19 protein-coding genes and 2 pseudogenes are annotated in these 20,095 nt (G+C 60.3%); 14 read left to right on the forward strand and 7 right to left on the reverse strand.

From position 1 onward, the window contains the following. Positions 1–1,316: 1,316 nt before the first annotated feature. Positions 1,317–1,931: a flagellar transcriptional regulator FlhC gene (flhC, locus tag AWB81_RS32815; protein WP_374730533.1), complete on the reverse strand. Its 615-nt coding sequence runs from the start codon at positions 1,929–1,931 to the stop codon at positions 1,317–1,319. 254 nt (positions 1,932–2,185) lie between these two features. On the opposite strand from flhC, the gene AWB81_RS47285 reads away from it, so the two are divergent. Together AWB81_RS47285 and AWB81_RS47290 are read left to right on the forward strand one after the other, a co-directional pair. Continuing rightward, positions 2,186–2,440, forward strand: a complete 255-nt coding sequence (locus AWB81_RS47285) for an IS110 family transposase (RefSeq protein ID WP_235026026.1) — start codon at positions 2,186–2,188, stop codon at positions 2,438–2,440. Between the two features lie 128 nt (positions 2,441–2,568). Beyond that, a complete protein-coding gene (locus tag AWB81_RS47290) occupies positions 2,569–2,859 on the forward strand; it encodes a hypothetical protein (protein ID WP_235026027.1) in 291 nt (96 codons plus the stop codon). Here the strand turns inward: AWB81_RS47290 and AWB81_RS32825 are convergent. Further along, positions 2,856–3,056: a chemotaxis protein CheB gene (locus AWB81_RS32825; protein WP_159938972.1), complete on the reverse strand. Its 201-nt coding sequence runs from the start codon at positions 3,054–3,056 to the stop codon at positions 2,856–2,858. The genes AWB81_RS47290 and AWB81_RS32825 overlap by 4 nt on opposite strands. 220 nt (positions 3,057–3,276) lie before the next feature. On the opposite strand from AWB81_RS32825, the gene AWB81_RS49175 reads away from it, so the two are divergent. Further along, positions 3,277–3,417, forward strand: coding sequence for a DUF3140 domain-containing protein (locus AWB81_RS49175; RefSeq protein ID WP_244195448.1), 141 nt, complete (start codon positions 3,277–3,279; stop codon positions 3,415–3,417). A 261-nt stretch (positions 3,418–3,678) separates the two neighbouring features. Here AWB81_RS49175 and AWB81_RS32835 read toward each other — a convergent pair. Together AWB81_RS32835 and AWB81_RS32840 are read right to left on the reverse strand one after the other, a co-directional pair. Further along, positions 3,679–4,827, reverse strand: a pseudogene (locus AWB81_RS32835) (glycosyltransferase family 4 protein); the annotation flags it as partial. A gap of 148 nt (positions 4,828–4,975) precedes the next feature. Continuing rightward, positions 4,976–6,148, reverse strand: a complete 1,173-nt coding sequence (locus AWB81_RS32840; protein WP_062641424.1) for a glutamine amidotransferase-related protein — start codon at positions 6,146–6,148, stop codon at positions 4,976–4,978. 1,064 nt (positions 6,149–7,212) lie between these two features. Here AWB81_RS32840 and AWB81_RS32845 point away from each other — a divergent pair. Next, entirely contained in the window at positions 7,213–7,731 is a 519-nt protein-coding gene (locus tag AWB81_RS32845; protein ID WP_062641427.1) for an Xre family toxin-antitoxin system antitoxin, read from the forward strand. A gap of 5 nt (positions 7,732–7,736) precedes the next feature. After that, entirely contained in the window at positions 7,737–8,228 is a 492-nt protein-coding gene (locus tag AWB81_RS32850; RefSeq protein ID WP_235026029.1) for an RES family NAD+ phosphorylase, read from the forward strand. A gap of 536 nt (positions 8,229–8,764) precedes the next feature. Here AWB81_RS32850 and AWB81_RS32855 read toward each other — a convergent pair. Next, positions 8,765–9,703 carry a LysR substrate-binding domain-containing protein gene (locus tag AWB81_RS32855; RefSeq protein WP_062641429.1) on the reverse strand — a complete coding sequence of 313 codons (939 nt, stop codon included), beginning with the start codon at positions 9,701–9,703 and terminating at the stop codon, positions 8,765–8,767. A 126-nt stretch (positions 9,704–9,829) separates the two neighbouring features. On the opposite strand from AWB81_RS32855, the gene AWB81_RS32860 reads away from it, so the two are divergent. The 7 genes from AWB81_RS32860 (at position 9,830) to AWB81_RS32890 (ending at position 16,942) form a co-directional block, all read left to right on the forward strand. After that, positions 9,830–10,705 (forward strand): amidohydrolase family protein, encoded by an 876-nt coding sequence (locus AWB81_RS32860; RefSeq protein WP_062641447.1) that lies wholly within the window; start codon positions 9,830–9,832, stop codon positions 10,703–10,705. A gap of 97 nt (positions 10,706–10,802) precedes the next feature. Continuing rightward, positions 10,803–12,104 carry a dicarboxylate/amino acid:cation symporter gene (locus AWB81_RS32865; protein WP_062641431.1) on the forward strand — a complete coding sequence of 434 codons (1,302 nt, stop codon included), beginning with the start codon at positions 10,803–10,805 and terminating at the stop codon, positions 12,102–12,104. Positions 12,105–12,220: 116 nt separating this feature from the next. Continuing rightward, positions 12,221–13,264: a porin gene (locus AWB81_RS32870; protein ID WP_062641448.1), complete on the forward strand. Its 1,044-nt coding sequence runs from the start codon at positions 12,221–12,223 to the stop codon at positions 13,262–13,264. A gap of 23 nt (positions 13,265–13,287) precedes the next feature. Then, entirely contained in the window at positions 13,288–14,313 is a 1,026-nt protein-coding gene (locus AWB81_RS32875) for an amidohydrolase family protein (RefSeq protein WP_062641433.1), read from the forward strand. Positions 14,314–14,315: 2 nt separating this feature from the next. Further along, the gene (gene ligK / locus AWB81_RS32880) at positions 14,316–14,999 is read left to right on the forward strand and encodes a 4-carboxy-4-hydroxy-2-oxoadipate aldolase/oxaloacetate decarboxylase (RefSeq protein ID WP_062641439.1); all 684 of its coding nucleotides are present in this window, start codon (positions 14,316–14,318) and stop codon (positions 14,997–14,999) included. Between the two features lie 21 nt (positions 15,000–15,020). Next, a complete protein-coding gene (locus AWB81_RS32885; protein WP_062641440.1) occupies positions 15,021–15,719 on the forward strand; it encodes a substrate-binding domain-containing protein in 699 nt (232 codons plus the stop codon). 248 nt (positions 15,720–15,967) lie between these two features. Then, positions 15,968–16,942 (forward strand): NAD(P)-dependent oxidoreductase, encoded by a 975-nt coding sequence (locus AWB81_RS32890; protein WP_087135355.1) that lies wholly within the window; start codon positions 15,968–15,970, stop codon positions 16,940–16,942. Between the two features lie 434 nt (positions 16,943–17,376). Here the strand turns inward: AWB81_RS32890 and AWB81_RS32895 are convergent, their stop codons facing one another. Together AWB81_RS32895 and AWB81_RS32900 are read right to left on the reverse strand one after the other, a co-directional pair. Beyond that, positions 17,377–17,715, reverse strand: a complete 339-nt coding sequence (locus AWB81_RS32895) for a hypothetical protein (protein WP_062641442.1) — start codon at positions 17,713–17,715, stop codon at positions 17,377–17,379. A gap of 2 nt (positions 17,716–17,717) precedes the next feature. Then, a complete protein-coding gene (locus tag AWB81_RS32900; RefSeq protein WP_062641444.1) occupies positions 17,718–18,134 on the reverse strand; it encodes a MerR family transcriptional regulator in 417 nt (138 codons plus the stop codon). 284 nt (positions 18,135–18,418) lie between these two features. Between AWB81_RS32900 and AWB81_RS48555 the strand changes: the two are divergent. After that, positions 18,419–18,565 (forward strand): annotated as a pseudogene (locus AWB81_RS48555) (alpha/beta family hydrolase); the annotation flags it as partial. A gap of 91 nt (positions 18,566–18,656) precedes the next feature. Continuing rightward, complete coding sequence (locus tag AWB81_RS48560) at positions 18,657–18,977, forward strand: alpha/beta family hydrolase (RefSeq protein ID WP_327372901.1); 321 nt, start codon at positions 18,657–18,659, stop codon at positions 18,975–18,977. Positions 18,978–20,095 lie beyond the last annotated feature (1,118 nt).

Genomic DNA, 20,095 nt, shown 5'->3' on the forward strand with positions numbered 1-20,095 from the left:
TGGCTACGGTCATCGTCGCTCCTGTTACGGGCAGTCTCCTGCCAAATGACCGTTTACACAAAACTAATTACACCCTCTGAACTTGGCCACAGCGCTCTCGGCGCGCGTTACAAACTGCGGATCTTATCTACTTCATCACCGGCACCGACAGGCCGTGCGTGTTGAGCAAAGATGGACTCCAACGCGCATCTTCCCATCCTGCCTTCTCCACACAGGTCGCAGGCATCTAAAACGCGTTGTGCAGAGGTTCCTTAACAATAGGCATGAAACGGCGAGGCTCATGACTAGCCCGGAAGCGCGCGCTGGAGAGTGGGAATGGGCGGACGTTCAAGCATGTCTATTGAGAGCCGAGAAGCGCAGCGCCTGCATTCGCGTCCTCCAAGACGCGAAATTTATCACTGCCCTGAAGTATCTGCCACGCCGCAAACGTAAGTCTTTGCTGACGATCCCACTGCTCAGCGCTAAACACGCATCGCGGGAAAATCCGACTGTACGCGGCCAGTAAAGGGTGGAAGTCGGGCTGTGCGCTGAGGGCCGCCAACTCCTGTTTCTCTCGGGGAGAAAGGCTTTGGGTGAGGCAGATCACCGTCTCCGTATCGACAAGCTGGCGTGCTTTCTCTTTATGCTCGTTCCATATCACGGCGGTCCCAGAACAGATGACGGCTCCCGCTCCGATACCCAACATCACACGCGTACTTCGTTTCATTCTTTCCCCGTTGCTGACTCTCCCGACCGGTCAGAGTATAACTGCGACTCGCCTGTACTCCATTCTTGTGGAGGTGACAGAATCGCTGGAGGAACGGGTGGCCATCGAAGAGTGAGTCGGAGAATCAATAGGTCGACCTATCGTTATGGCGCACGCACTGGCGAGGCGTTGCGGGAGGTTCCTCAAAACGATGGGCCCGCGAGAGCGCAATCGGATTCGCGCTTTGTCCCGCGTTACAAGCGCTATGCAGTCGTTTCGACTTCCGATCGAAAGTCCTAGCCGTCGCCACGCAGGATCGCCGCGAGACCGAGGAAAGAACACATCGCAGCGTTCGCCATGCGCCGACGAGTGCCTGTTGGCACAGCTCGCCAGTTCCGCGCCAAGGTCCGTCATTAGAAAGTCTGCGCCGAGCTGCTCAACGAGTCGTGCCAGTTGATACCGGCCGCGCCGGTCACAACGTGAGCAGGCGACCTCGACATCGCGTGCTTTCGAAGCCACCTCGGCTAGGGCGAAGCCTCCGGGTGTTTTCATGGTTTGGGCTCGCATGTCTCAGCCAGCGATTGCTTACAGGCTGATTGTTGCTGTTTTTACCGAAACGACAAAACAAGTATCAGACTGCGCGAGAGGCGACGTCCGCGCTCTCCGCAAAGGCGTGCGCGTCGCCCATCGGATCTGCGACGAGCGCGGCCGCGAGCGCTGCTGCTTTTTTGGTCTTCCCGGCGCGTGACGGCGGCTGGCAGGCTCCGCACACCACGTTATTTTGCAAATCATGTTTGTGCGCGACGAACTTTCCGGTGCAGCGGCAGCAGCGCGTCAACTGCAACATGCCGGCGTCGAAAAAGCGCACCAGCGTCCAGGCTCGCGTCAAATCGAGTACCGCTTCGACACCGCTATGCTCGCAATGTTCGAGATACAGTCGATATCCCTTGGTCAACGCATCAAGGTGCGAGCAGCCAGCTTCGTGCTTCAGAAACGCATACGCGTTGTAGAACAACGATGCGTGGATGTTCGCAAGCCATGTCATGTACCAGTCTGCCGAGAAGGGCAGCATGCCCTTCGGCGGCGACACACCCTTCGCTTCGCGATAGATGCGGACCATGCGATCGCGCGACAGCGTCAGTTCGCTCTCTAGGGCCTGCATCCGCGCGCCGAGTTTGATCAAAGCAATCGCGCGGAATACTTCCTGTGCGTCTTCCGCCAAGCTCTTTTTCGGCAACATCGTCATAGTTCGTGGTCTCAAGCAAGCTGGGCTGCGGGCTGCCAACCAGCAGGATTGCTGCGTGCGTCGAGGCGATGTCCGTGTCCTTCGCAGGCTGGGTCAATGCCGACAGCATCATATGCTCTTCCGGAAAGCACGCTTATACAATGGGTTACAGGCCAGGGGATGGTAGACAGGATTTGTTGGCAGCTCAATACTTGTGAAGGATTTATCTGGCCGGTGGTAACACAACAACGGTAAATACTTCGCTCTGCCGCAAGGTGGCGCAGTTCCGATCATGTGGTGCTCGAACGACGGGCAATACCGCTGCCATCGTCAACGTGCTGCGCCCTCACGTCGCGCGTGTCGCGATTGCGAATCCACCGCTGGTGCGGCTCATCGCCGAGGAACGCGTCAAGACAGACAGGATCGATGCGACAGTGCTGGCACAACTGTACGCGAGCCATTTTCTGCCGGAAGTCTGGATGGCCGAGGAGAGCACCCTGGCGCTACGCCGACACCTCTCGCGCCTGTAACAACTGGTGCGGGCAACGCACGAGGCTGAAGCACGAAGTGCATGCGGTGCTGGCTGCGCATCTGATCGAGCGATGCCCCGCTACTGATCTGTTGGGCACGAAGGGCGCGTGTGGCTCGGTGCCAGCCGATGCCGATGGACGAGCGTCCGGGCGTCGAGCAACGCCTGCGGGAACTGGACCGTCTTGGTGAAGATCTGCTCGACGTGGACCAAGCCCTGGCGCAAGCCAGCATTGGCGACGAGCGGCTGCGCAGGCTGCTGACCATCACCGGCGTCAATACCACTCTGGCAATCGGCCTACTGTCGGCGATCGGCGCCGTTGAAAGGTTTTCTCAATCCGGAGAAGTTGGTGAGTTACTTGTCGCGGCGCGTAGCCCATTCGACGGCATCGAGGGTGCAACACAGTCCGACGGATCCTAGACCGCGACCAATCCGCCGCATGCCTCCACGGCAGCGATGCCGGCCGCGCCGTCGTAGAGATCGCCGGTCAACACGATACCGATGAAGCGTTCGCCAAATTCGACTGCTACATATCGAAACAGCGAGTCGACGGTGGGACCCGCTAAATTTTCCTTCGGACCCGTGCTCAGACGGACTCGACCTTCAAAGACCTTCACGTGCCGGTCGGGTGGGGCGATTCGCCGCCATGCGCTCGCTTCCCAGGACCAGTGCTTGATATTGCGCGATCACGCAGCCGGACCGATCATTTCGCGGAGCCGACTCATGACCTCACAGCTTCACGTCAGCTCGCAAACAAATTTCCGCTCGGAAAGGAATGATCGACACGACGCCGCCGGCGAGGAAGACATCTTCAAGACGTTTGCGCAACTTGCGAACATGACGCCGAAGCGGTTAGGGGAATGGCTGGAAACCGACGAGTCCCGCAAAGTCGGCCAGAAGGAGGGCGGCAGTGAATCCGTCGGTCATAGATCGGGGCGGCACATCGTCGGATCCTTGGCAAAAAGAAATCAGAATTGAACGACGACGACAATGCACACATGCGCAAGGTAGTCGGCTATGTGAACCGGCACCTCGCGCAGCGTCCGCATGACGTCCAGCCTTCGAACTGGCGCCATTCGTTGATGAACTGGGGCCATGATCCGATGAAGTAGGGTGCCGGCGGCTCATGCCGCGTAGGACTGTCCGGCGGTCGGAAAGCAACATCTCGGCGGGTCCCTGAGCTCGGCACCCGGACGGTGCTAAAACTTCTCCTCCTGCGGATCTGGCCCGCGCCTGTGCGGCCACGACGTCCAAATCAAAACGTGAGCGCGCATAACGGATGCAGCTTGTGTCATCGGGAAGCGTGATGCGGCCAAGCAGCGCGTCGATGAGCGCTGCGCCGAGTGCTGTGGCTCCGCTTCGTTCGAGCACCAGATCCGGGCTCAGCGGAGCAACCGCCTCCGGCAGCCCGCCCACCGGCGTCACGAGCACCGGCGTGCCGGACGCCAGCGACTCGATGGTGGTCAGGCCGAAGCCTTCCAGCGCGACCGTCGGCACGATGGACATGTCCGCGGCGCGATACCACGTCGGCAACGATTCCTCGCTGACGAACCCGGCCATGCGAACGCGATCCGCCAAGCCGCGTTCCTCGATGCGCGCCTGCAACGCTGAAGCGAGCGGCCCCTTGCCTGCGATCACGAGCAGCACGTCGGGCACGGATTGCCGAACGCTTGCCATCGCATCGATCAGGTCCTCGATGCCCATGCGCGACACGAGGCGGCGTACGCAGAGCACGATCGGCCGGTCTTGCGGGAGACCTAGCGTCGTGCGCGCCGTCGAGCGATCGACGCCGATATCGAAACGCGCGACATCGACGCATCCCGGCACGACGCGGATCGTGCGTTCGTCGACGCCGTAGCGCTGCAGAATCTGCCCGTAGGCATTGGAAAGCACGATGTATCGCGTGCCATGCCGGTACGTATAGTCCTCGAGCGAGCGATAAATCCTCACCCGCAGCTTGTGCTCGTTTTCGCGGCTGGCCTCTTCAGACCACGGCCCGTGAAAGTGGATCACCTTCGGCACGTCCTTGAACATACGCAGGATCGGCGCGGCATACAAAACGAAATGGGCCGCGGAGACATCAGGCATCCGTTCGCTGCGAAGCTGCAGCGCTGAGCGCCGCAAAGCGAGGATGCGCTTGAGCATCGGTGTGTCCGGCGTAGCGAATGGCGTCACCACGCCATGCGTCGAGTCCCGGACCTTCTCACTCGCCGCCACCAGCGCCCGCACGCTGACGCCTTACTCGGGCAACGTCTGCACGAGCGCTTTGACCATGCGCTCCATCCCGCCGGGGCTTTCGTCGAACCAGTTCATGCCGATCTGCAACGAGTCAATCTTCGAAGCGTGCGCGCGGGTGATCACCGGCGCCTCTAACCCAACCGTCGGCATCTTTGGATCATTCATACGATTTTCCTCTTGACGCCCCGTGTCCTGATCGTGGCATCGAGCGGGAACGTCGATGCCGCGTTGTTCGCGTCGGCGATCAGCTAACTTCGAGCTTTGCGTAAGCGCCCGCTTTCGAAGCGGGCGCTTACGCTTATGAACGGTGCGCCGCCGCGTCCAGAAACGCAATCAGCAACGGATGCGGCGCGCCATCACGCGACGACAGTTCGGGATGCCCCTGCATGCCCGCAAAGAACGGATGCTTATCGGCCTCGATGGCATCGGCGATCGAGCCGGTCTCGTCGTGCGCGCTGACGGTTACGCCGAGCGTCGCGAGCGGCGCTTCGAGCGCCGGACTGAGCCTGTAGCGATGATTGCAGAGAATGCTCGCCTGCGCGCCGAGCATGGCGGCGATACGCGATCCCGGCACTAGGCTTATCGGCCGCAAGCCTGAGCGATGCAACAACACGCCATCCTTGCCAACATGAATCGGCTCGAAGCTGGCGACGCGCGCATCGGGCTTCGCTTCCTTGATGCCGATCTCCTCGCTTTTCAACGCAAGCCGCGCGATGGCCGTCGCCATTGACTGCATGCCGAGACACAAACCCACGACCGGAATCGACGCCAGCCAGCCGAAACGCGCGGCCTCGATCTGTCCCGCCACGCGCGTCATGTCGGCGCCTCCTGGCAAAAGAATGCCGTGAGCATCGGCGAGCAAAGTTTCTGCGTTGTCGCGGTCGATCTCCTGCGCCGCGATGAAGCGCAAGTCGAGATCGAAGCCGAGCGCATCGGCGGCGTCACCGAGGGCGGCGAGCGTCGCGGGGTATTGCTGATGCTGGTCGCACTCACGGCCGATCAGCGCAATCGCTATGAACGGCCCGATCGCGCGCGATGCGGCTTCTTCCGTGGATCGCCATCTTCCATAGCGATCTCGATGCGCTTGCAAAACCACGCCCGAACCATCTTCGACGAGCTGTGCGCTATCGGCTCCATGAACGACGCGCAACATCTCCACGTCTTCGGCGCATTGCGTAGGAAACGCATCGAACGATTGCACGAGGAGCACGATATCGCGCGTGCGCGCCAGCGCAAAAGTCTCATGGCATGGTTCGGCAGTATCGGGCAAGCCTGTGCGCGTGCGCCAGATCAGACCGCTCACGACTAACCGTCCATCCGCTGTGACATGCTGATGCGCATCGGGAGACCGCTGTTCGTCGAAATGCACGCCTGCGCAACGGAGTTCGGCATTCAAAGTCCGGGCGAACAGCGCGGGAAGGGCTCCGAATTGCGCCGGCTCGGGGGTAGCGTCTTCGATGAGATAGAGCATGGAAGGCCATCCGATAAAAAGAAAAACCCGCGACACGGCACACGTGTCGCGGGTATCGCGTCTGACGCTTAGGCACTTCAGACCGCGGCAGACAGCGGTTGTCAACGCTGCACACGCGGTCTCGATGCGCCGGCACGCGTCGCCACAGCGTGTGGCATCGAAACAGCATACGCGATCCGCACACGGTTCTCCACGCCGAAAATAGTTGGCGAAGTCGAGATCGGTAGCGATGACATCGCCCGAAGGCGTAGAACACCTATCGCGCCCGAGCAGTCCGCGAAGGCGTAGAAAGCGCCATCGGGTGCATCACAACGCAGGCCGGGGCAGCGTGCCACGGTGTCCTCCACGAGATCGCGGCAGGTGCGCAACTCATCGATTCATTCGAACAGGAAATCCGTGCCGCCTTTCAGCGCCGCGAGCGTCGCCGCTTGCGAGATCGCGCGCGGATTTGACGTGCTCTGCGATTGCAGCGTCTGCCTCGCGCGGATTTGCCGCGCCGGATCGCCCGCATAGCCGATGCGCCGAATACACCTTCGATACGCCGTTGACCGTCAGCGTGCGCTCGCGCAGAGCGGCTCGTCTATAATTTTACATAATTGTTTCTATCGACTTTTCGTAGATCACTTAATATCGACGTTCTTTGCACCGAGAACTCAACGCTTTCGACAGCGGCAGACGAAACGTTTGTCTAACTATACGTGGTAGACAAATCCGACCCCATACACATCATCGCGCTCAGTTGCCGACGGTCCGCGCGCTGCACCACACGCAGTCGCGGGCGACAGTCGCATTGCCGCAGCATCCACGGTTCAAGGCGCGAGGCGGAAAAAGCGCTGGGCTATGCGCCGCAACGGCGTAGCCGTGGGACCTTTGGTGTTGCGCGCGAGTTCTCCGGCGCGGAAACGTAATCTTCACCTGATGGCTGCTCGGAGCGTCGTCGACCGCTTAAATTCCAGGCCGTGGACATTTCCGCGGAGTTGCCACCGTACAACGTCGACGAGGCCTGTGAAAAAATCTGCCACGTGGCGTAGAATAAAGCGACACGTGGCAGCATGGAGATCAAAATGAAGCAGACAATCCGCGACAGCGAATCGCGAAAGCCGTTTCGCAGCCTTGTTCTTGCGATTCAAACACGCATTTCTTCCTTCGGAGCATACATTAGCAATGGGACGTCACAGTTCGGGGACATGACCAGAGTCGCCGATATGACCCCGTTGCAGGCTCACGACGTCGTGACGAGGGGGCTACCGGTGGCCCTCGCGCGCGAAATGATCGATGAATATGGTGTCGTCACGCGTGAAGCGTTACTTCTTGCAATCGGCGTAAGTGAGCGAACCCTGCAGCGCGGCAAAGACGAAAGCCGCCTGCTCGACAGCAATGCCACGGATCGGCTGCTTAGGCTTGCTTCCATTACGGAGCAGGCGATTGATGTCCTTGGATCGAAAGAAGCAGCGGAACGATGGCTATCGCAGCCCGCGATCGGGCTCGATCAGCGTCGGCCGATCGACCTGCTGCAAAGCTCCGAGGGTGCGGAACTGGTGAAGACGCTGCTCACCCGCATGGATTACGGGGTGTACTCTTGACGCCTTTGCCGGCGGGGCTTGGGACGAGCGCACTAACCGTTTGGCGCCTCGAACGAGAGAAGCACTTCCCTACCTGGAACACGGCCGAAGGCGCTTTTCTCGTTGGGGGACGGTGGTCGTCGCCCGGACAACGGGTGATCTATGCCTCACTGGACCCTGCCACTACGATATTGGAAGTTGCCGTGCACAAGGGCTTTGACGTCTTGGATAGCGTGCCCCATCGACTACTAGAGATTGAACTCGGAACCACGCCGGTCAAAGTCCTCCTCCCTTCGGAGGTTCCAAATCCTCACTGGCTGAGCCCGGGTGCCGTCAGTCCAAATCAACAGAAATTCGGCGACGCGCTGTTAGCTGCGAGCCCGCTCGCCTTAGTCCCCAGCACCGTCAGCAAACATTCTTGGAACTTGCTGATCAACGTTGCTTCAGCATCAGACCAAATCGCCTTGAGAAACAACGAACGCTTTGCGCTCGATCCTCGGCTGACGATGATCAGATAGCCCGGCGATTGGAGTTTCGGTACTGCGCAATCGCAACCGGTAGGCGTCACGAATGACGATTCGGTTCGGAGCATTTATGCAGCAATATGCAATTGGAGATTGGGAGTCGGTCTGGTCCAGCAAGCCCTTCATATAGCATCGGTTCGTGCTGGACTTGAAATCCCGCGTGGTCATCGCCGGCGAAGATCGTATCCGTCAATCCCAATGCCAAGTGCCGACTCCGCCGGGCCGTTCAGTTGCGGCGGCAGGCGTAAGCAATAATAAGAGCTTGTGTGGGCGCCCGCAATTGAAGGTGCCTTCCCTCGAATCGATTGAAAGCCCGCCCCGCGGGCCGGCGCTTTCCATCACACTGGGAAATTTCTGATCGAAGCCTGCAAAGAAGTGTTACTGTTTAGGTAGGCGTTCTCCTTGGTGGATTCGCCTGTATCTCTTATTAGCCCGCCTGCATATGCGGGCTTTTCTTTGTCGCTAGGCTGCAACGGCCCGCTGATCAAAGCAACTCTTGCTTTCCGACGTTCGAGCCTGACCTTCCTGCCTCAGGCTCTATCCGGTTGCTTTACTCCAGCGTTGCGGTCGGCAGTGTAAAGCGGGAGCACAGCGGTCTCGATCAGGCCGATCGCCTCCGTCGCCAGGTGTGACAAGGTGTGCTGGCTGCTCGTCGCGATGGTGAGACGACTGTGCAGCGTCGGTCGCCGTATGCGCGTAACGGAGAACGGGCGCTTGAGCGGATCGGTGGCTGGCGCATTGATGGGCAACACCGCGTACCCATAGCCCTCGCATACGAGGTCGAGGATCGCCCCCACTGCATCCACCTCGAGCGCGATGGTGAGTTTGACACCCTCCTCGGCCGCCCGCGCTTCGACGATCTGCCGCAGCGCATGCATGCGCCCGGGAATGACGAGTGGATAGCGCGCGATGTCCTTCAGGCGGATCTGCTTCGGCGCCTGATCAGCCGCACCGCCTGGCATGCCGATCAGGAACAGTTCCTCTTCGAACACCGCGCGCTTTTCGATGAGTGCGGTGAGCGAAGTGTCGTAAAGCACGGCTGCATCGATGCGGCCCATCATCAGCCACTCTGTCAGGTAAGTGGAAAGCCCCTCGGCCACCGAGATCGTCGCATCAGGAAACCGCTGCCTGAACTGCCGGATCAACTCCTGCGTGGCGACCTTTGCGAAGCTCGGCGCAAGCCCGATGCTGAAGTGTCCGCTGACCGTCCCCTTCAATTGCCGGAGATCGTGCCGCGCGCGCTCGGCCTGCAACAGCATCCCCTTCGCATGACCCAGGATGATTTGCCCCGCATCGCTTGCTATGACGCCGCGCCCGTGCCGCACGAGCAGGGTCTGCCGCAATTCCACCTCGAGCTGTCGCACGAGACGGCTCAAAGTCGGCTGATTGGTGTCGAGGATGGTGGCCGCGCGAGTGAAGCTCCCCAGCTCCACCACGTGCACAAAGGCTTCCAGCTGTTTCAGTTCCATCTCAGATCCTATACGGAAATCGTATATCAGCTAGTCGACTATGTCGATTGTATCGAGTAATCCGCAACGTCACAATGAGCCTTATTGGTTCACGCAATGTCGTCCTCAATGGAGCTCGAACAAATTATGAAGTCCTGCCTTCCGCCAGATCCGAACCCGGTCAAACCCGCGCATGCGCTGCCCGCGCTCGCGTGCGATGCTCACTGTCATGTATTCGGCCCCGCCGAGCGTTTCCCGTACGCAGAAGATCGCAGCTACACACCACCCGACGCGCCGCTCGAATCGCTGGTTGCCCTACATGACCATCTGGGCCTCGCGCGCGGCGTAATCGTGCAAGCCAGCTGCCACGGCACCGACAACACTGCGATGCTCGATGCGATCGCTCGGGGCAACGGGCGATACCGTGGCGTCGCCATCGTCGATGCAGACGTGACGGACAACACACTTAAGGCGCTCAACGACGCCGGCGTACGCGGCGTGCGCTTCAACTTCGTCGCGCATCTGGGCGGAGCGCCCGACCTGAACGTATTCGACCGCGTGCTACGTCGAATTGAAGCGCTCGGCTGGCATGTCGTGCTCCACCTCGACGCGCAGGACATCGTCAAATATGCCGATCTGATCGGGCGGATTCGCGTGCCGTTTGTGATCGATCACATGGGCCGCGTGCGCGCCGAAGCGGGCCTGGAGCAGGAGCCGTTCCGGCAACTGCTGGAATTGATGCGCAACCCGCTCGCATGGGTGAAGGTGTGCGGCTCCGAACGAGTCTCGGCGGGCAAACGACCTTTTGACGACGCTATTCCCTTCGCGCGGGCACTCGTTCACGCTGCACCGGATCGGGTGATGTGGGGCACGGACTGGCCGCATCCGAACATATCCAAGGACATGCCGAACGACGGTGAGCTGGTCGATCTGCTGTTCCGCATTTGCGACGATCCCGTGCTGATTCACAAGATCATGGTCGAAAATCCCGAACGACTTTACGACTTTTCCACCGGCAAATAACAGACGGTCATGAAAGGCCGCAAGACAATAAAACGGAGACAAGCATGACCCAAGCATACATTTGTGCGCGCATTACATTTGTCGCGAGGCAGCCGCGATGAACGCCACCACTTCATCCCCTGAAGCAACTCCGCGCCAACGCGTCCCCTTTTATCGACAGCTCTACGTGCACGTGCTTGCCGCCATCCTGATCGGCGTGTTGCTCGGCCACTTTGCGCCAACACTCGCCGTCCAGATGAAGCCGCTCGGCGATGCCTTCATCAAACTCGTCAAGATGGTGATCGGGCCGATTATTTTCTGCACCGTGGTCGCGGGCATCGCGGGCATGGGAGACATGAAAAAGGTAGGGCGCGTCGGCGGAAAAGCGCTGCTTTATTTCGAGGTGGTCTCGACGCTCTCGCTGGTGATCGGACTCGCGGCCGGCCATCTGTTCCGTCCTGGCGCAGGCTTCAACCTCGATCCGACAAAAATTGACGCTTCCGCTCTGTCCGGCTACGCGACCAAGGCTCATGAACAGAGCACCGTTGAGTTCCTGATGCACATCATCCCGAACACAGTGGTGGATGCGTTCGCGACGGGCAACGTGTTGCAGATTCTGCTCATCTCGGTGCTTTTCGGCGCATCGCTTGCCGCGTTTGGGGAACGAGGTAAACCTCTGGTCGAATTTATCGGCAGCATCGCCAACGTGTTCTTCGGCATTGTTCACATCATCATGAAGACGGCTGCCATTGGGGCGTTCGGTGCGATCGCGTACACAATCGGAACCTATGGCGTCGGCTCCGTCTTGCCGCTCCTGAAGCTCATCGGCGCCTTCTATTTCACGCTCTTTGTATTCGTGGTGGTCGTGCTCGGTGGCATCGGGCGGGTGATGGGTTTCAACATCTTTCGCTTCATGAGCTATATCCGCGAGGAGCTTCTCATTGTTCTCGGCACAAGTTCGTCCGAAGCGGCTCTACCGGGGATGCTTGCAAAGCTCGAACGCCTGGGCTGCTCGAAGCCGGTGGTTGGACTTGTCGTGCCCGCGGGCTATTCGTTCAATCTCGATGGCACCAATATCTATCTGACGATGGCGGTCCTCTTCATCGCGCAAGCCTTCAATATCCAGCTGAGTTTCACGCAGGAAATGACACTGATCGTCGTTGCGATGCTCACCTCAAAAGGCGCAAGCGGCGTCGCCGGTGCCGCCTTCATCATGCTTACCTCGACGCTGCTCGTGTTCCCGGTCATCCCGGTATCGGGAATGGTGCTGATTCTGGGCATCCACCGCTTCATGGGCACAGGGCTCGCCATCGTCAACACGATCGGCAATGGCGTCGCCACGCTCGTGGTCTCCGCCTGGGAACGAGAACTCAACCGCGACAAGCTCGAGGCGGCCATGAAGAAGCACATCGTCGTGTAAGGCTCAGCTTCGCTTCGGAGGCCGCTGATTGGGCGGCCCTCAACTCGCACCAAAACCAGAACATAAGGAGACTGATCGTGACGATCAGGGGAACCGTACGTCCGATGTATTCCGGAATGAAGAAATTTCGCCTGAGGACAGGCGCTTGCGCCACTGTTGCTTTCTGTGCGGCCAGCGCTGGCGCACAAGTGCAAATCGCACCACAGGTGCAAGGCGGCTCACAAGTACAGCTTTACGGCCTCGTTGGCACGTACATCGATAGTCTTAAGCGCAGCGACATGGCGCAGTCACAAGTTCAGATGGGCAGCGGCGGACTTACAACGTCGTTCTGGGGCATTCGAGGCAAGGAAGATCTTGGCGGCGGTGCGAGTGCAATCTTTGCCCTTGAAAGCTTTTTCCAACCAAACAACGGCGGGCAAGGACGCAGCGCAGCCGACCCATACTGGTCGCGAAACGCCTATGTCGGCCTTACGGGTGCGTTTGGCCGACTGACCTTCGGCAGGCAAACAAACCCTACCTATGTGGCGATGCAAGCAGTTAATCCTTTTGGCTCATCTGTGGTGTTTTCGCCGCTGGTCGTGCAAACCTTCGTGACGAGTTACGGCGGTTCGATTATCGGCGATACGGTCTGGAACAATACGGCCCAATACACGAGCCCGTCTTACAACGGACTCGGCGCGACAGTCATCTATGGGTTGGGCGGCGTGGCGGGATCACCGGGTATCGGCAATCTCGGCCTGCATCTAAGCTACAGCGGCAGCGCCCTTACCGCGGTTCTGTCCGCACAACGTGTGCGGTTCACCGCAGTAGGCCCGGTCGGGGCGCAGTACGCCTATCTCGCAGGCGCCGCCTACGATTTTCGACTCGTCAAGCTCTATGCCTCGGCCGTGCTGACGAGCAACGTCAGCACGCCGACCGGAACCCATACCTATCAGGCAGGTCTTTCTATCCCATTCACCCCGGCTGACTTTCTCTACGCGTCATGGGCCCGCACGCGACGATCCGGCCCCGTCGACAACAGCCTGCGCAACACCGCATCGATCGCCTATGACCACTTCCTGTCGAAGCGCACCGATTTATATGCGGTCTATTCGCTCGACAAGCTGAGCGGGCATTCGATTGGGAACACGTTCGGCGGCGGCATCCGGCACACGTTTTAGTCGATTAATTCTAGGGAGCGACGATGATCATCGATATTCACGGCCACTACACCACCGCGCCCAAAGCGCTGGAAGCGTGGCGCAACCGTCAGATCGCAGCCATCAACAGCCCGTCGGAGAGGCCGAAGGTCTCCGAGCTGCACATCAGCGACGACGAGCTGCGCGAGTCGATCGAAGCGAACCAGTTGAAGCTGATGCGTGAACGCGGCCTCGATCTCACGATCTTCAGCCCGCGCGCGAGTTTCATGGCGCACCACGTCGGCGACTTCGAGGTGTCGAGCACGTGGGCTGCGATCTGCAACGAGCTGTGTTTTCGCGTGGCGCAGCTTTTCCCCGACCACTTCATTCCCGCCGCGATGCTGCCGCAAAGCCCGGGCGTCGATACGGCGACCTGCATCCCCGAACTCGTGAAGTGCGTCGAAGAATACGGCAACGTCGCGATCAACCTGAACCCCGATCCGTCGGGCGGCCACTGGACGAGCCCGCCGATCTCCGACCGCTACTGGTATCCGATCTACGAGAAGATGGTCGAGTACGACATCCCCGCGATGATCCATGTGAGCACGAGCTGCAACGCGTGCTTCCACACGACCGGCGCGCATTACCTGAACGCCGATACGACCGCGTTCATGCAGTGCCTCACCTCCGACCTGTTCCGCGATTTCCCGTCTCTGCGTTTCGTGATCCCGCATGGCGGCGGTGCGGTGCCGTATCACTGGGGACGCTTTCGCGGCTTGGCGCAGGAGATGAAGAAGCCGCTCCTCAAGGACCATCTGCTGAACAACATCTTCTTCGATACCTGCGTCTATCACCAGCCGGGCATCGACTTGCTGGCGCGCGTGATTCCCGTGGACAACATCCTCTTCGCGAGCGAGATGATCGGCGCGGTGCGCGGCATCGATCCGGAGACGAGCAATTATTTCGACGACACGAAGCGCTATATCGAAGCCGCGCACATCGATGCCGATGAGCGCTACAAGATCTACGAAGGCAACGCGCGGCGCGTCTATCCACGCCTCAATGCGGCGCTCAAAACGACAGGACAGTGATCATGTTTGAACTGGGAGTGGTCTATCGCAACATCAATCGCGCGGACGGCGAAGTCGCCACGAAGCTCGGCGCGCTCGGATCGGCGACCGTTCACGAGGCGATGGGCCGCGTCGGCCTGATGAAGCCCTACATGCGCCCGATCTACGCGGGCGCGCAGACGAGCGGCACGGCGGTCACCGTCCTGCTGCAACCGGGCGACAACTGGATGCTGCACGTCGCGGCCGAGCAGATCCGGCCGGGCGATATCGTCGTGGCTGGAGTCACGACCGAATCCACCGACGGCTTCTTCGGCGACCTCCTCGCGACGAGTTTCCAGGCGCGCGGTGCGCGGGCGCTCGTGATCGACGGCGGCGTACGCGACGTGCGCGTGCTGGCCGAGATGGACTTCCCGGTTTGGAGCCGCGCGATTTCGTCGAAGGGCACGGTCAAGGCGACGCTCGGCTCGGTGAACGTGCCGGTCGTGTGCGCGGGCGCGCTCGTGACGCCGGGCGATGTCGTCGTCGCCGATGACGATGGCGTCGTCATCGTGCCGTCGGCGATGGCGCAGAAGGTGCTCGACAAAGCGGCCGCTCGCGAAGCGTTCGAAGGCGAGAAGCGCGCCAAGCTGGCCTCGGGCGTGCTTGGCCTCGATATGTACAACATGCGCGAGCCGCTGCAACAGGCGGGATTGCGCTACATCGATTGATCGATAGAGGGCTCGGAAAACATGGGTGAGCACATCACCGGGATCTCGTCGATGGCGACGCGTCAGGTGCTGGCCGAACTCGTCGCCGATTACGAGCGGTTGTCGGGACGGACGGTGGGTATCGAATCGGTCGGCGGCGTGGCGGCTCAGCGGCGCGTCGCGGACGGCGAGCCGTTCGACATCGTCGTGCTCGCCGCCGACGCGATCGACCGGCTTGCTGGCGACGGCCTCGTCGATCCGCAAAGCTGCGTCGGTCTCGCGCGATCGGGCGTGGCGATCGCGGTCGCGGCGGGCGCGCCGGCGCCGGATATCGCGACCGAAGCGGCCGTGCGCCACGCAGTGTTGACCGCGCGCACGATCGGCTATTCGACGGGGCCGAGCGGCGTTCACCTCGGGCGCTTGTTCGAACGATGGGGCATCGCCGAGACTATCGCGCCGCGCATCGTGCAGGCGCCGCCCGGCGTGCCGGTGGGCTCACTCGTTGCGAGCGGGCAGGTCGAGCTGGGCTTCCAGCAACTGAGCGAAATGTTGCACTTGCCGGGAATCGACGTGATCGGCGCGCTGCCGCCGGAAATTCAGGTCGTCACCGTCTTCTCGGCTGCTGTATGCACAGAATCTAAGCAGCATGAGGTTGCGCAGGAATTCCTCACCTTTCTGACCTCTCCCGACGCTGACTCCGTCAAGCATCGTCATGGTATGGAACCAGGAGGGGCAAGGTAGAAGATACACGGTTATACAAGGTCAATGTCGAGACGGCAGACAACGCCGCGCCCGTTCTCTGTGCGCGACCCCTCTGTTCAAGTACGGGCCGGCATTGCGGCGATCGATCTGAATGCCAGATTAGCGCGAAGTCGGACAGCAAGTTCGACGGCTATATCACCCGCCTTCGGGCGGCTGCCGCCAAAGCGTTCACCGCACGAATAAACACCAGCGCCTACACAATCAATCTCACATTTAAGACAATCATCATGGATCAGAACAGCACTCAGCACATTGCACGCATGGCGATAGTCGGTTTTGGCGAAGTCGGGTCCGCTTTTGCCCGTGCATTGACCGCCGCCGGTCGTAAGGTATCGGTCTTCGACATCAAGCTGAACGACGACGTGACGCGTGCAACGATTGTGGGGCGGGCGCGTGAATGCGGTGCGCTGGTAGCCGAAAACCTCGCGACGGCATTGCGCGACGCCCAACTCGTCTTTTCCGCCGTCACGGCAAGTCAGGCCGAAGTGGTAGCCACTGCATCGGCCGAACATCTAACGGCAGGCCAGACCTTCATCGACCTGAATTCGGTATCGCCCGCCGTCAAGCAGCGCAACTCCGAGCAGATCGAACGTCACGGCGCTGATTATGTGGAAGCCGCGGTGATGGCGCCGGTCCCGCCACAAGGCGTGCGCGTGCCGATGCTGCTGGGTGGGCGCCTCGCCAAGCAAACTGCGGAAATCCTCAACAGTCTTGGTATGCGCACGGAGGCCGTGTCGCAAGACATTGGCCTGGCGTCGGCCGTCAAGCTGTGCCGCAGCATCATGATCAAAGGCATGGAAGCGCTGTGCGTTCAGTCGATGCTGGCGGCAAAGCAGTTCGACGTGGACGGCCGGGTGCTGGCGTCGCTTGCAGCAAGCTTTCCCCGCGCAGGCTGGGATACGGGCTATGAGGCGTACCTGATCGGACGGGTGGTTGAGCACGGGCAAAGGCGCTCTGAAGAAATGCGCGAAGCCGCGTTAATGCTCGATGGATTAGGAATGTCGAGCGCGCTTGCCACCGCGATCGCCGACGTGCAACAGGAACTCGCAGCACGCGCCGCGCCACTGTCCGAATCGCTGGATCCGAGGGGCAGGCTGCCCGAATGGCGGACGCTGCTAAACCTGCCTGAAGCTGTGAACGCACTATCCGAAGTAACTGAGCGAACCGGGTCCCGAAGCCCCGAGTTGGTAGACAAGATTTAATTTTACATAAAGCGATTTAGCGATGTTTATTTGGTATCCTAATTGTAACCCTCAAACTCGCCGATGATTAGCGTCATTGTGTCTTCAAAGGTTCGGGGCATGCGTTCGGTGGCAGCGGAGAAACTTTGATGACAGCCAGGCGCGCGTATCGAGGGTAGTCGAGCTACTTCGTACTTCCACCGTCGTTTAAAGATGCTTCCTATTTCACCCATGTAGCACGTCGCAAACAAGTCAGCGCTGTCGGGACGAATATTTCCAGAGTTACCTTCTGGCGTTCTGCCTGTGCAAATTGCATGCTATTCCCCGAATTTGTGAAGCCCGATCGAAAGGTCGCCCAGCTCATCGACTGGCATCTGCGTGCCCATTTGAATCGGGCCTGCGTTAGCGGCCCCACTTTGTGGAGCTCGCGGGGTTTTAACACTGCTATAAAGTCTCTACAGTTCAAACAGGATCGAGGCGCGTACATAGGTGAGCGATGTCCTAGGACTGGCGTCAACACCCTCGGGTGTTGCTCCAATCCACAGCGCTCGGCCACCGAACACTTCCTGCGGCCAAAGCATGCAGCGGAAAAACTCCTGGTCGACTTTGTGCAGGCCTTCCTCGTCAACGAGGATCGCATCCGTGCCGACACTTGGCATCGCGACTGCTTTGACTTTATGACAGTGCAACAGGTCATAAATCTCATTCAGCGACTCACTGCCTCGACCGGAAGCAATTCGCTCAACTTCCGTCACGGTCTTGGTGAATGGGTCGATCAGATAGGTTCGTATCATGGTTACGATCGGCACCGAGCGTTCGGCACCGCGAGCGGGTGAAGGAGTTTGTAATGCTTGGATTTCCGACTGTAGCAATCCGCCTCTTGCTTAAGTCCGCGCCACAACCGTTGAAGTTTCCGAATCTCGCTTCTAAGTGCATCGAGGTGATCTCGTGTCATACGATCGGCGTCCACCCAAGGTTCCTCTGCATAACGTGCAATTTTGAGCAACTCACGGATTTCGTCGAAGGTGAAGCCAAGCTCACGGCCGTGCCGAATGAAAGCCAGACATCCGATGAAGGTGTTGTCGTATTCGCGAAACCCATTGCTGGCCCGGGAGGGAGCGGGCAACAGAGCCACCTTCTCGTAGTAGCGAATCGTTTCGATACTGGTGCCGGAGAGTCGGCTCAGCATGCCTATGGAATAGGTGACGGTCATGATAAGTCCGATAGCCTGCCTCGTGCTTCAATTTCCCCAAGGGTTACTCTTCCAGCGATAAATAATGATAATTGGCTTATTGTGGTTGCGCTCCCCGATGCCTCATTGATGCATCGGCGCAAAGGCGACAACGACTCGACCTGAATACGATGGACGACCCAGAATCGCTTTCCCTGGCATTGCCCGACGGCTTTAAGGTCTCTGCGCTCCTCCGAGTGCCGGCGGACGCGCGAGCCCTATATGTCTTCGCGCACGGTGCCGGGGCGGGCATGCAGCACACCGGCATGTCGTCATTGGCTGACGCGCTTGCGGCGTCCAATGTCGCCACATTGCGCTACCAGTTTCCGTACATGGAGCGGGTCTCTAAGCGGGTGGACTCGCCGGCCGTGGCACATGCTGCCGTGCAAGCAGCCGTCGCAGAGGCCCGCCGGCGGCTGCCAGCCCTGCCGCTCTTCGCGGGCGGCAGGTCGTTCGGCGGCCGCATGACGTCCCCAGGCCCAAGCCATCTCCCCGCTCGACGGCGTGCGTGGCCTCGCTTTCGTCGCGTTCCCGCTGCACCCGGCGGGCGCGCCCGGCGTGGAGCGGGCACGGCATCTGGCGGACGTCACGGTGCCGATTCTCTTCCTGCAGGGCACGCGCGACAAGCTGGCCGAGCTTCACCTGCTGAGGTCGGTCGTCGAGACGCTGGGGCCACGCGCCACGCTGCACGTGGTGGACGACGCAGATCATTCGTTCCACGTGCGCGCGTCCTCCGGCCGGACCGACGCGGAGGTCGTGCTCGAGCTGGCACGGACGATGTCGGCGTGGTTCTTCGCCGAAGGGGAGTTCGTGCGCGTTACCTGAGCAAGCGCAGGAATGCTTGTAGTAGAGTCGGGAGAGCGAGCCGGCGAACTCGCCGTGCTGGACTCGCCCGCTCATTCCCTTCTCTATCCGCAGATGGAATGTCGCATAGCAACGATAAGCGACGCCTGTCGCGTCGGCGACGTTCTCCCAGTGCCGAGTGATGAATTCGTCAGGTCCGCTTGCGGTGTCCGCCTGGAATCGCGGAGGGCATCTGCTTTGATTTGGCTGGCACCGATCCGTGAGTGACCGCTTAGAGATGCAGCCGAAACCAGACTGGCGGAGCGTCGAACGACGCGCATTGGCGGGTCACTGCCCGACGCGGTCGCCCGAAACCGACCCTCCACGGTCGGCCGTCACCGAGCGCTTGCTATGGCCGCTTGCAAAGTACAACAGCCGCTCGCTTCGCTGTTCCGGTGGGTCAATCGGCCTTCGCGGAAATTGAAGCCTGTTGCGTTCTACATCGGTAGCCTTGCGGATTTATTGATGTTGGTGCGATCGAGTCGGTGGAAGCAGCTTCCTGCGTTGGCCAACTCGCTTCAACCCGTTGCCGTCATCCGCACCACCCGATTTAGGCGCCGGAAGCGTGCAAGCTGTCGGCCAGCGGTGCGGCGCGGACACTCTGCCGGCGATCTCGGTCTTCATTGGAAAGTCACCTGAAACTGCGCTGTCGACCCTCGAAATCCCGGCGACCCAACTGCGCGGCATATTTATGTGAACGTAGACCCGCCAGTCTGGGGGCGACAGGGCTTGCGATGGACTCGCGCGGGCCGGCACTATTTGCGCGACCGTCGCCTGTCAGCTTGCGTGCGATGGAAGTTTTTCCCGAAAATTCTCTGATCGGTTCGGCGATCTTTTGTTAAGACAACGTCCGTGACGCTCGTGGTGTACGCTAGATGAATCAGTCGTCCACGCACTCAAATCAAAACTGCCAACAAGCGTGGTAATCAACATCGCCCGTCATGACAAGCAATAAAGCGCCTGAGCCTTCAGTTGATCCGCCCGACGTGACTCGTTCTGTCATGCCGTCGCTGGAGTTTCCGATCGTCGGCATCGGGGCATCGGCCGGCGGGATTCAAGCGCTGACGCGCCTCTTTGAGCACATGCCAAACGACGCGGGC

This window comes from Caballeronia arationis (assembly GCF_001544975.2).
GTDB lineage: Bacteria > Pseudomonadota > Gammaproteobacteria > Burkholderiales > Burkholderiaceae > Caballeronia > Caballeronia arationis.

What these genes read in the sequence shown, in the direction of transcription:
- flhC (WP_374730533.1), bottom strand. Translation starts at nt 1,931, where the DNA reads ATGACGATGTTGCCGAAAAAGAGCTTGGCGGAAGACGCACAGGAAGTA.
- AWB81_RS47290 (WP_235026027.1), top strand. Translation starts at nt 2,569, where the DNA reads ATGCCGATGGACGAGCGTCCGGGCGTCGAGCAACGCCTGCGGGAACTG.
- AWB81_RS49175 (WP_244195448.1), top strand. Translation starts at nt 3,277, where the DNA reads ATGACGCCGAAGCGGTTAGGGGAATGGCTGGAAACCGACGAGTCCCGC.
- AWB81_RS32840 (WP_062641424.1), bottom strand. Translation starts at nt 6,148, where the DNA reads ATGCTCTATCTCATCGAAGACGCTACCCCCGAGCCGGCGCAATTCGGA.
- AWB81_RS32845 (WP_062641427.1), top strand. Translation starts at nt 7,213, where the DNA reads ATGAAGCAGACAATCCGCGACAGCGAATCGCGAAAGCCGTTTCGCAGC.
- AWB81_RS32855 (WP_062641429.1), bottom strand. Translation starts at nt 9,703, where the DNA reads ATGGAACTGAAACAGCTGGAAGCCTTTGTGCACGTGGTGGAGCTGGGG.
- AWB81_RS32860 (WP_062641447.1), top strand. Translation starts at nt 9,830, where the DNA reads ATGAAGTCCTGCCTTCCGCCAGATCCGAACCCGGTCAAACCCGCGCAT.
- AWB81_RS32865 (WP_062641431.1), top strand. Translation starts at nt 10,803, where the DNA reads ATGAACGCCACCACTTCATCCCCTGAAGCAACTCCGCGCCAACGCGTC.
- AWB81_RS32870 (WP_062641448.1), top strand. Translation starts at nt 12,221, where the DNA reads ATGAAGAAATTTCGCCTGAGGACAGGCGCTTGCGCCACTGTTGCTTTC.
- AWB81_RS32875 (WP_062641433.1), top strand. Translation starts at nt 13,288, where the DNA reads ATGATCATCGATATTCACGGCCACTACACCACCGCGCCCAAAGCGCTG.
- ligK (WP_062641439.1), top strand. Translation starts at nt 14,316, where the DNA reads ATGTTTGAACTGGGAGTGGTCTATCGCAACATCAATCGCGCGGACGGC.
- AWB81_RS32885 (WP_062641440.1), top strand. Translation starts at nt 15,021, where the DNA reads ATGGGTGAGCACATCACCGGGATCTCGTCGATGGCGACGCGTCAGGTG.
- AWB81_RS32890 (WP_087135355.1), top strand. Translation starts at nt 15,968, where the DNA reads ATGGATCAGAACAGCACTCAGCACATTGCACGCATGGCGATAGTCGGT.
- AWB81_RS32895 (WP_062641442.1), bottom strand. Translation starts at nt 17,715, where the DNA reads ATGATACGAACCTATCTGATCGACCCATTCACCAAGACCGTGACGGAA.
- AWB81_RS32900 (WP_062641444.1), bottom strand. Translation starts at nt 18,134, where the DNA reads ATGACCGTCACCTATTCCATAGGCATGCTGAGCCGACTCTCCGGCACC.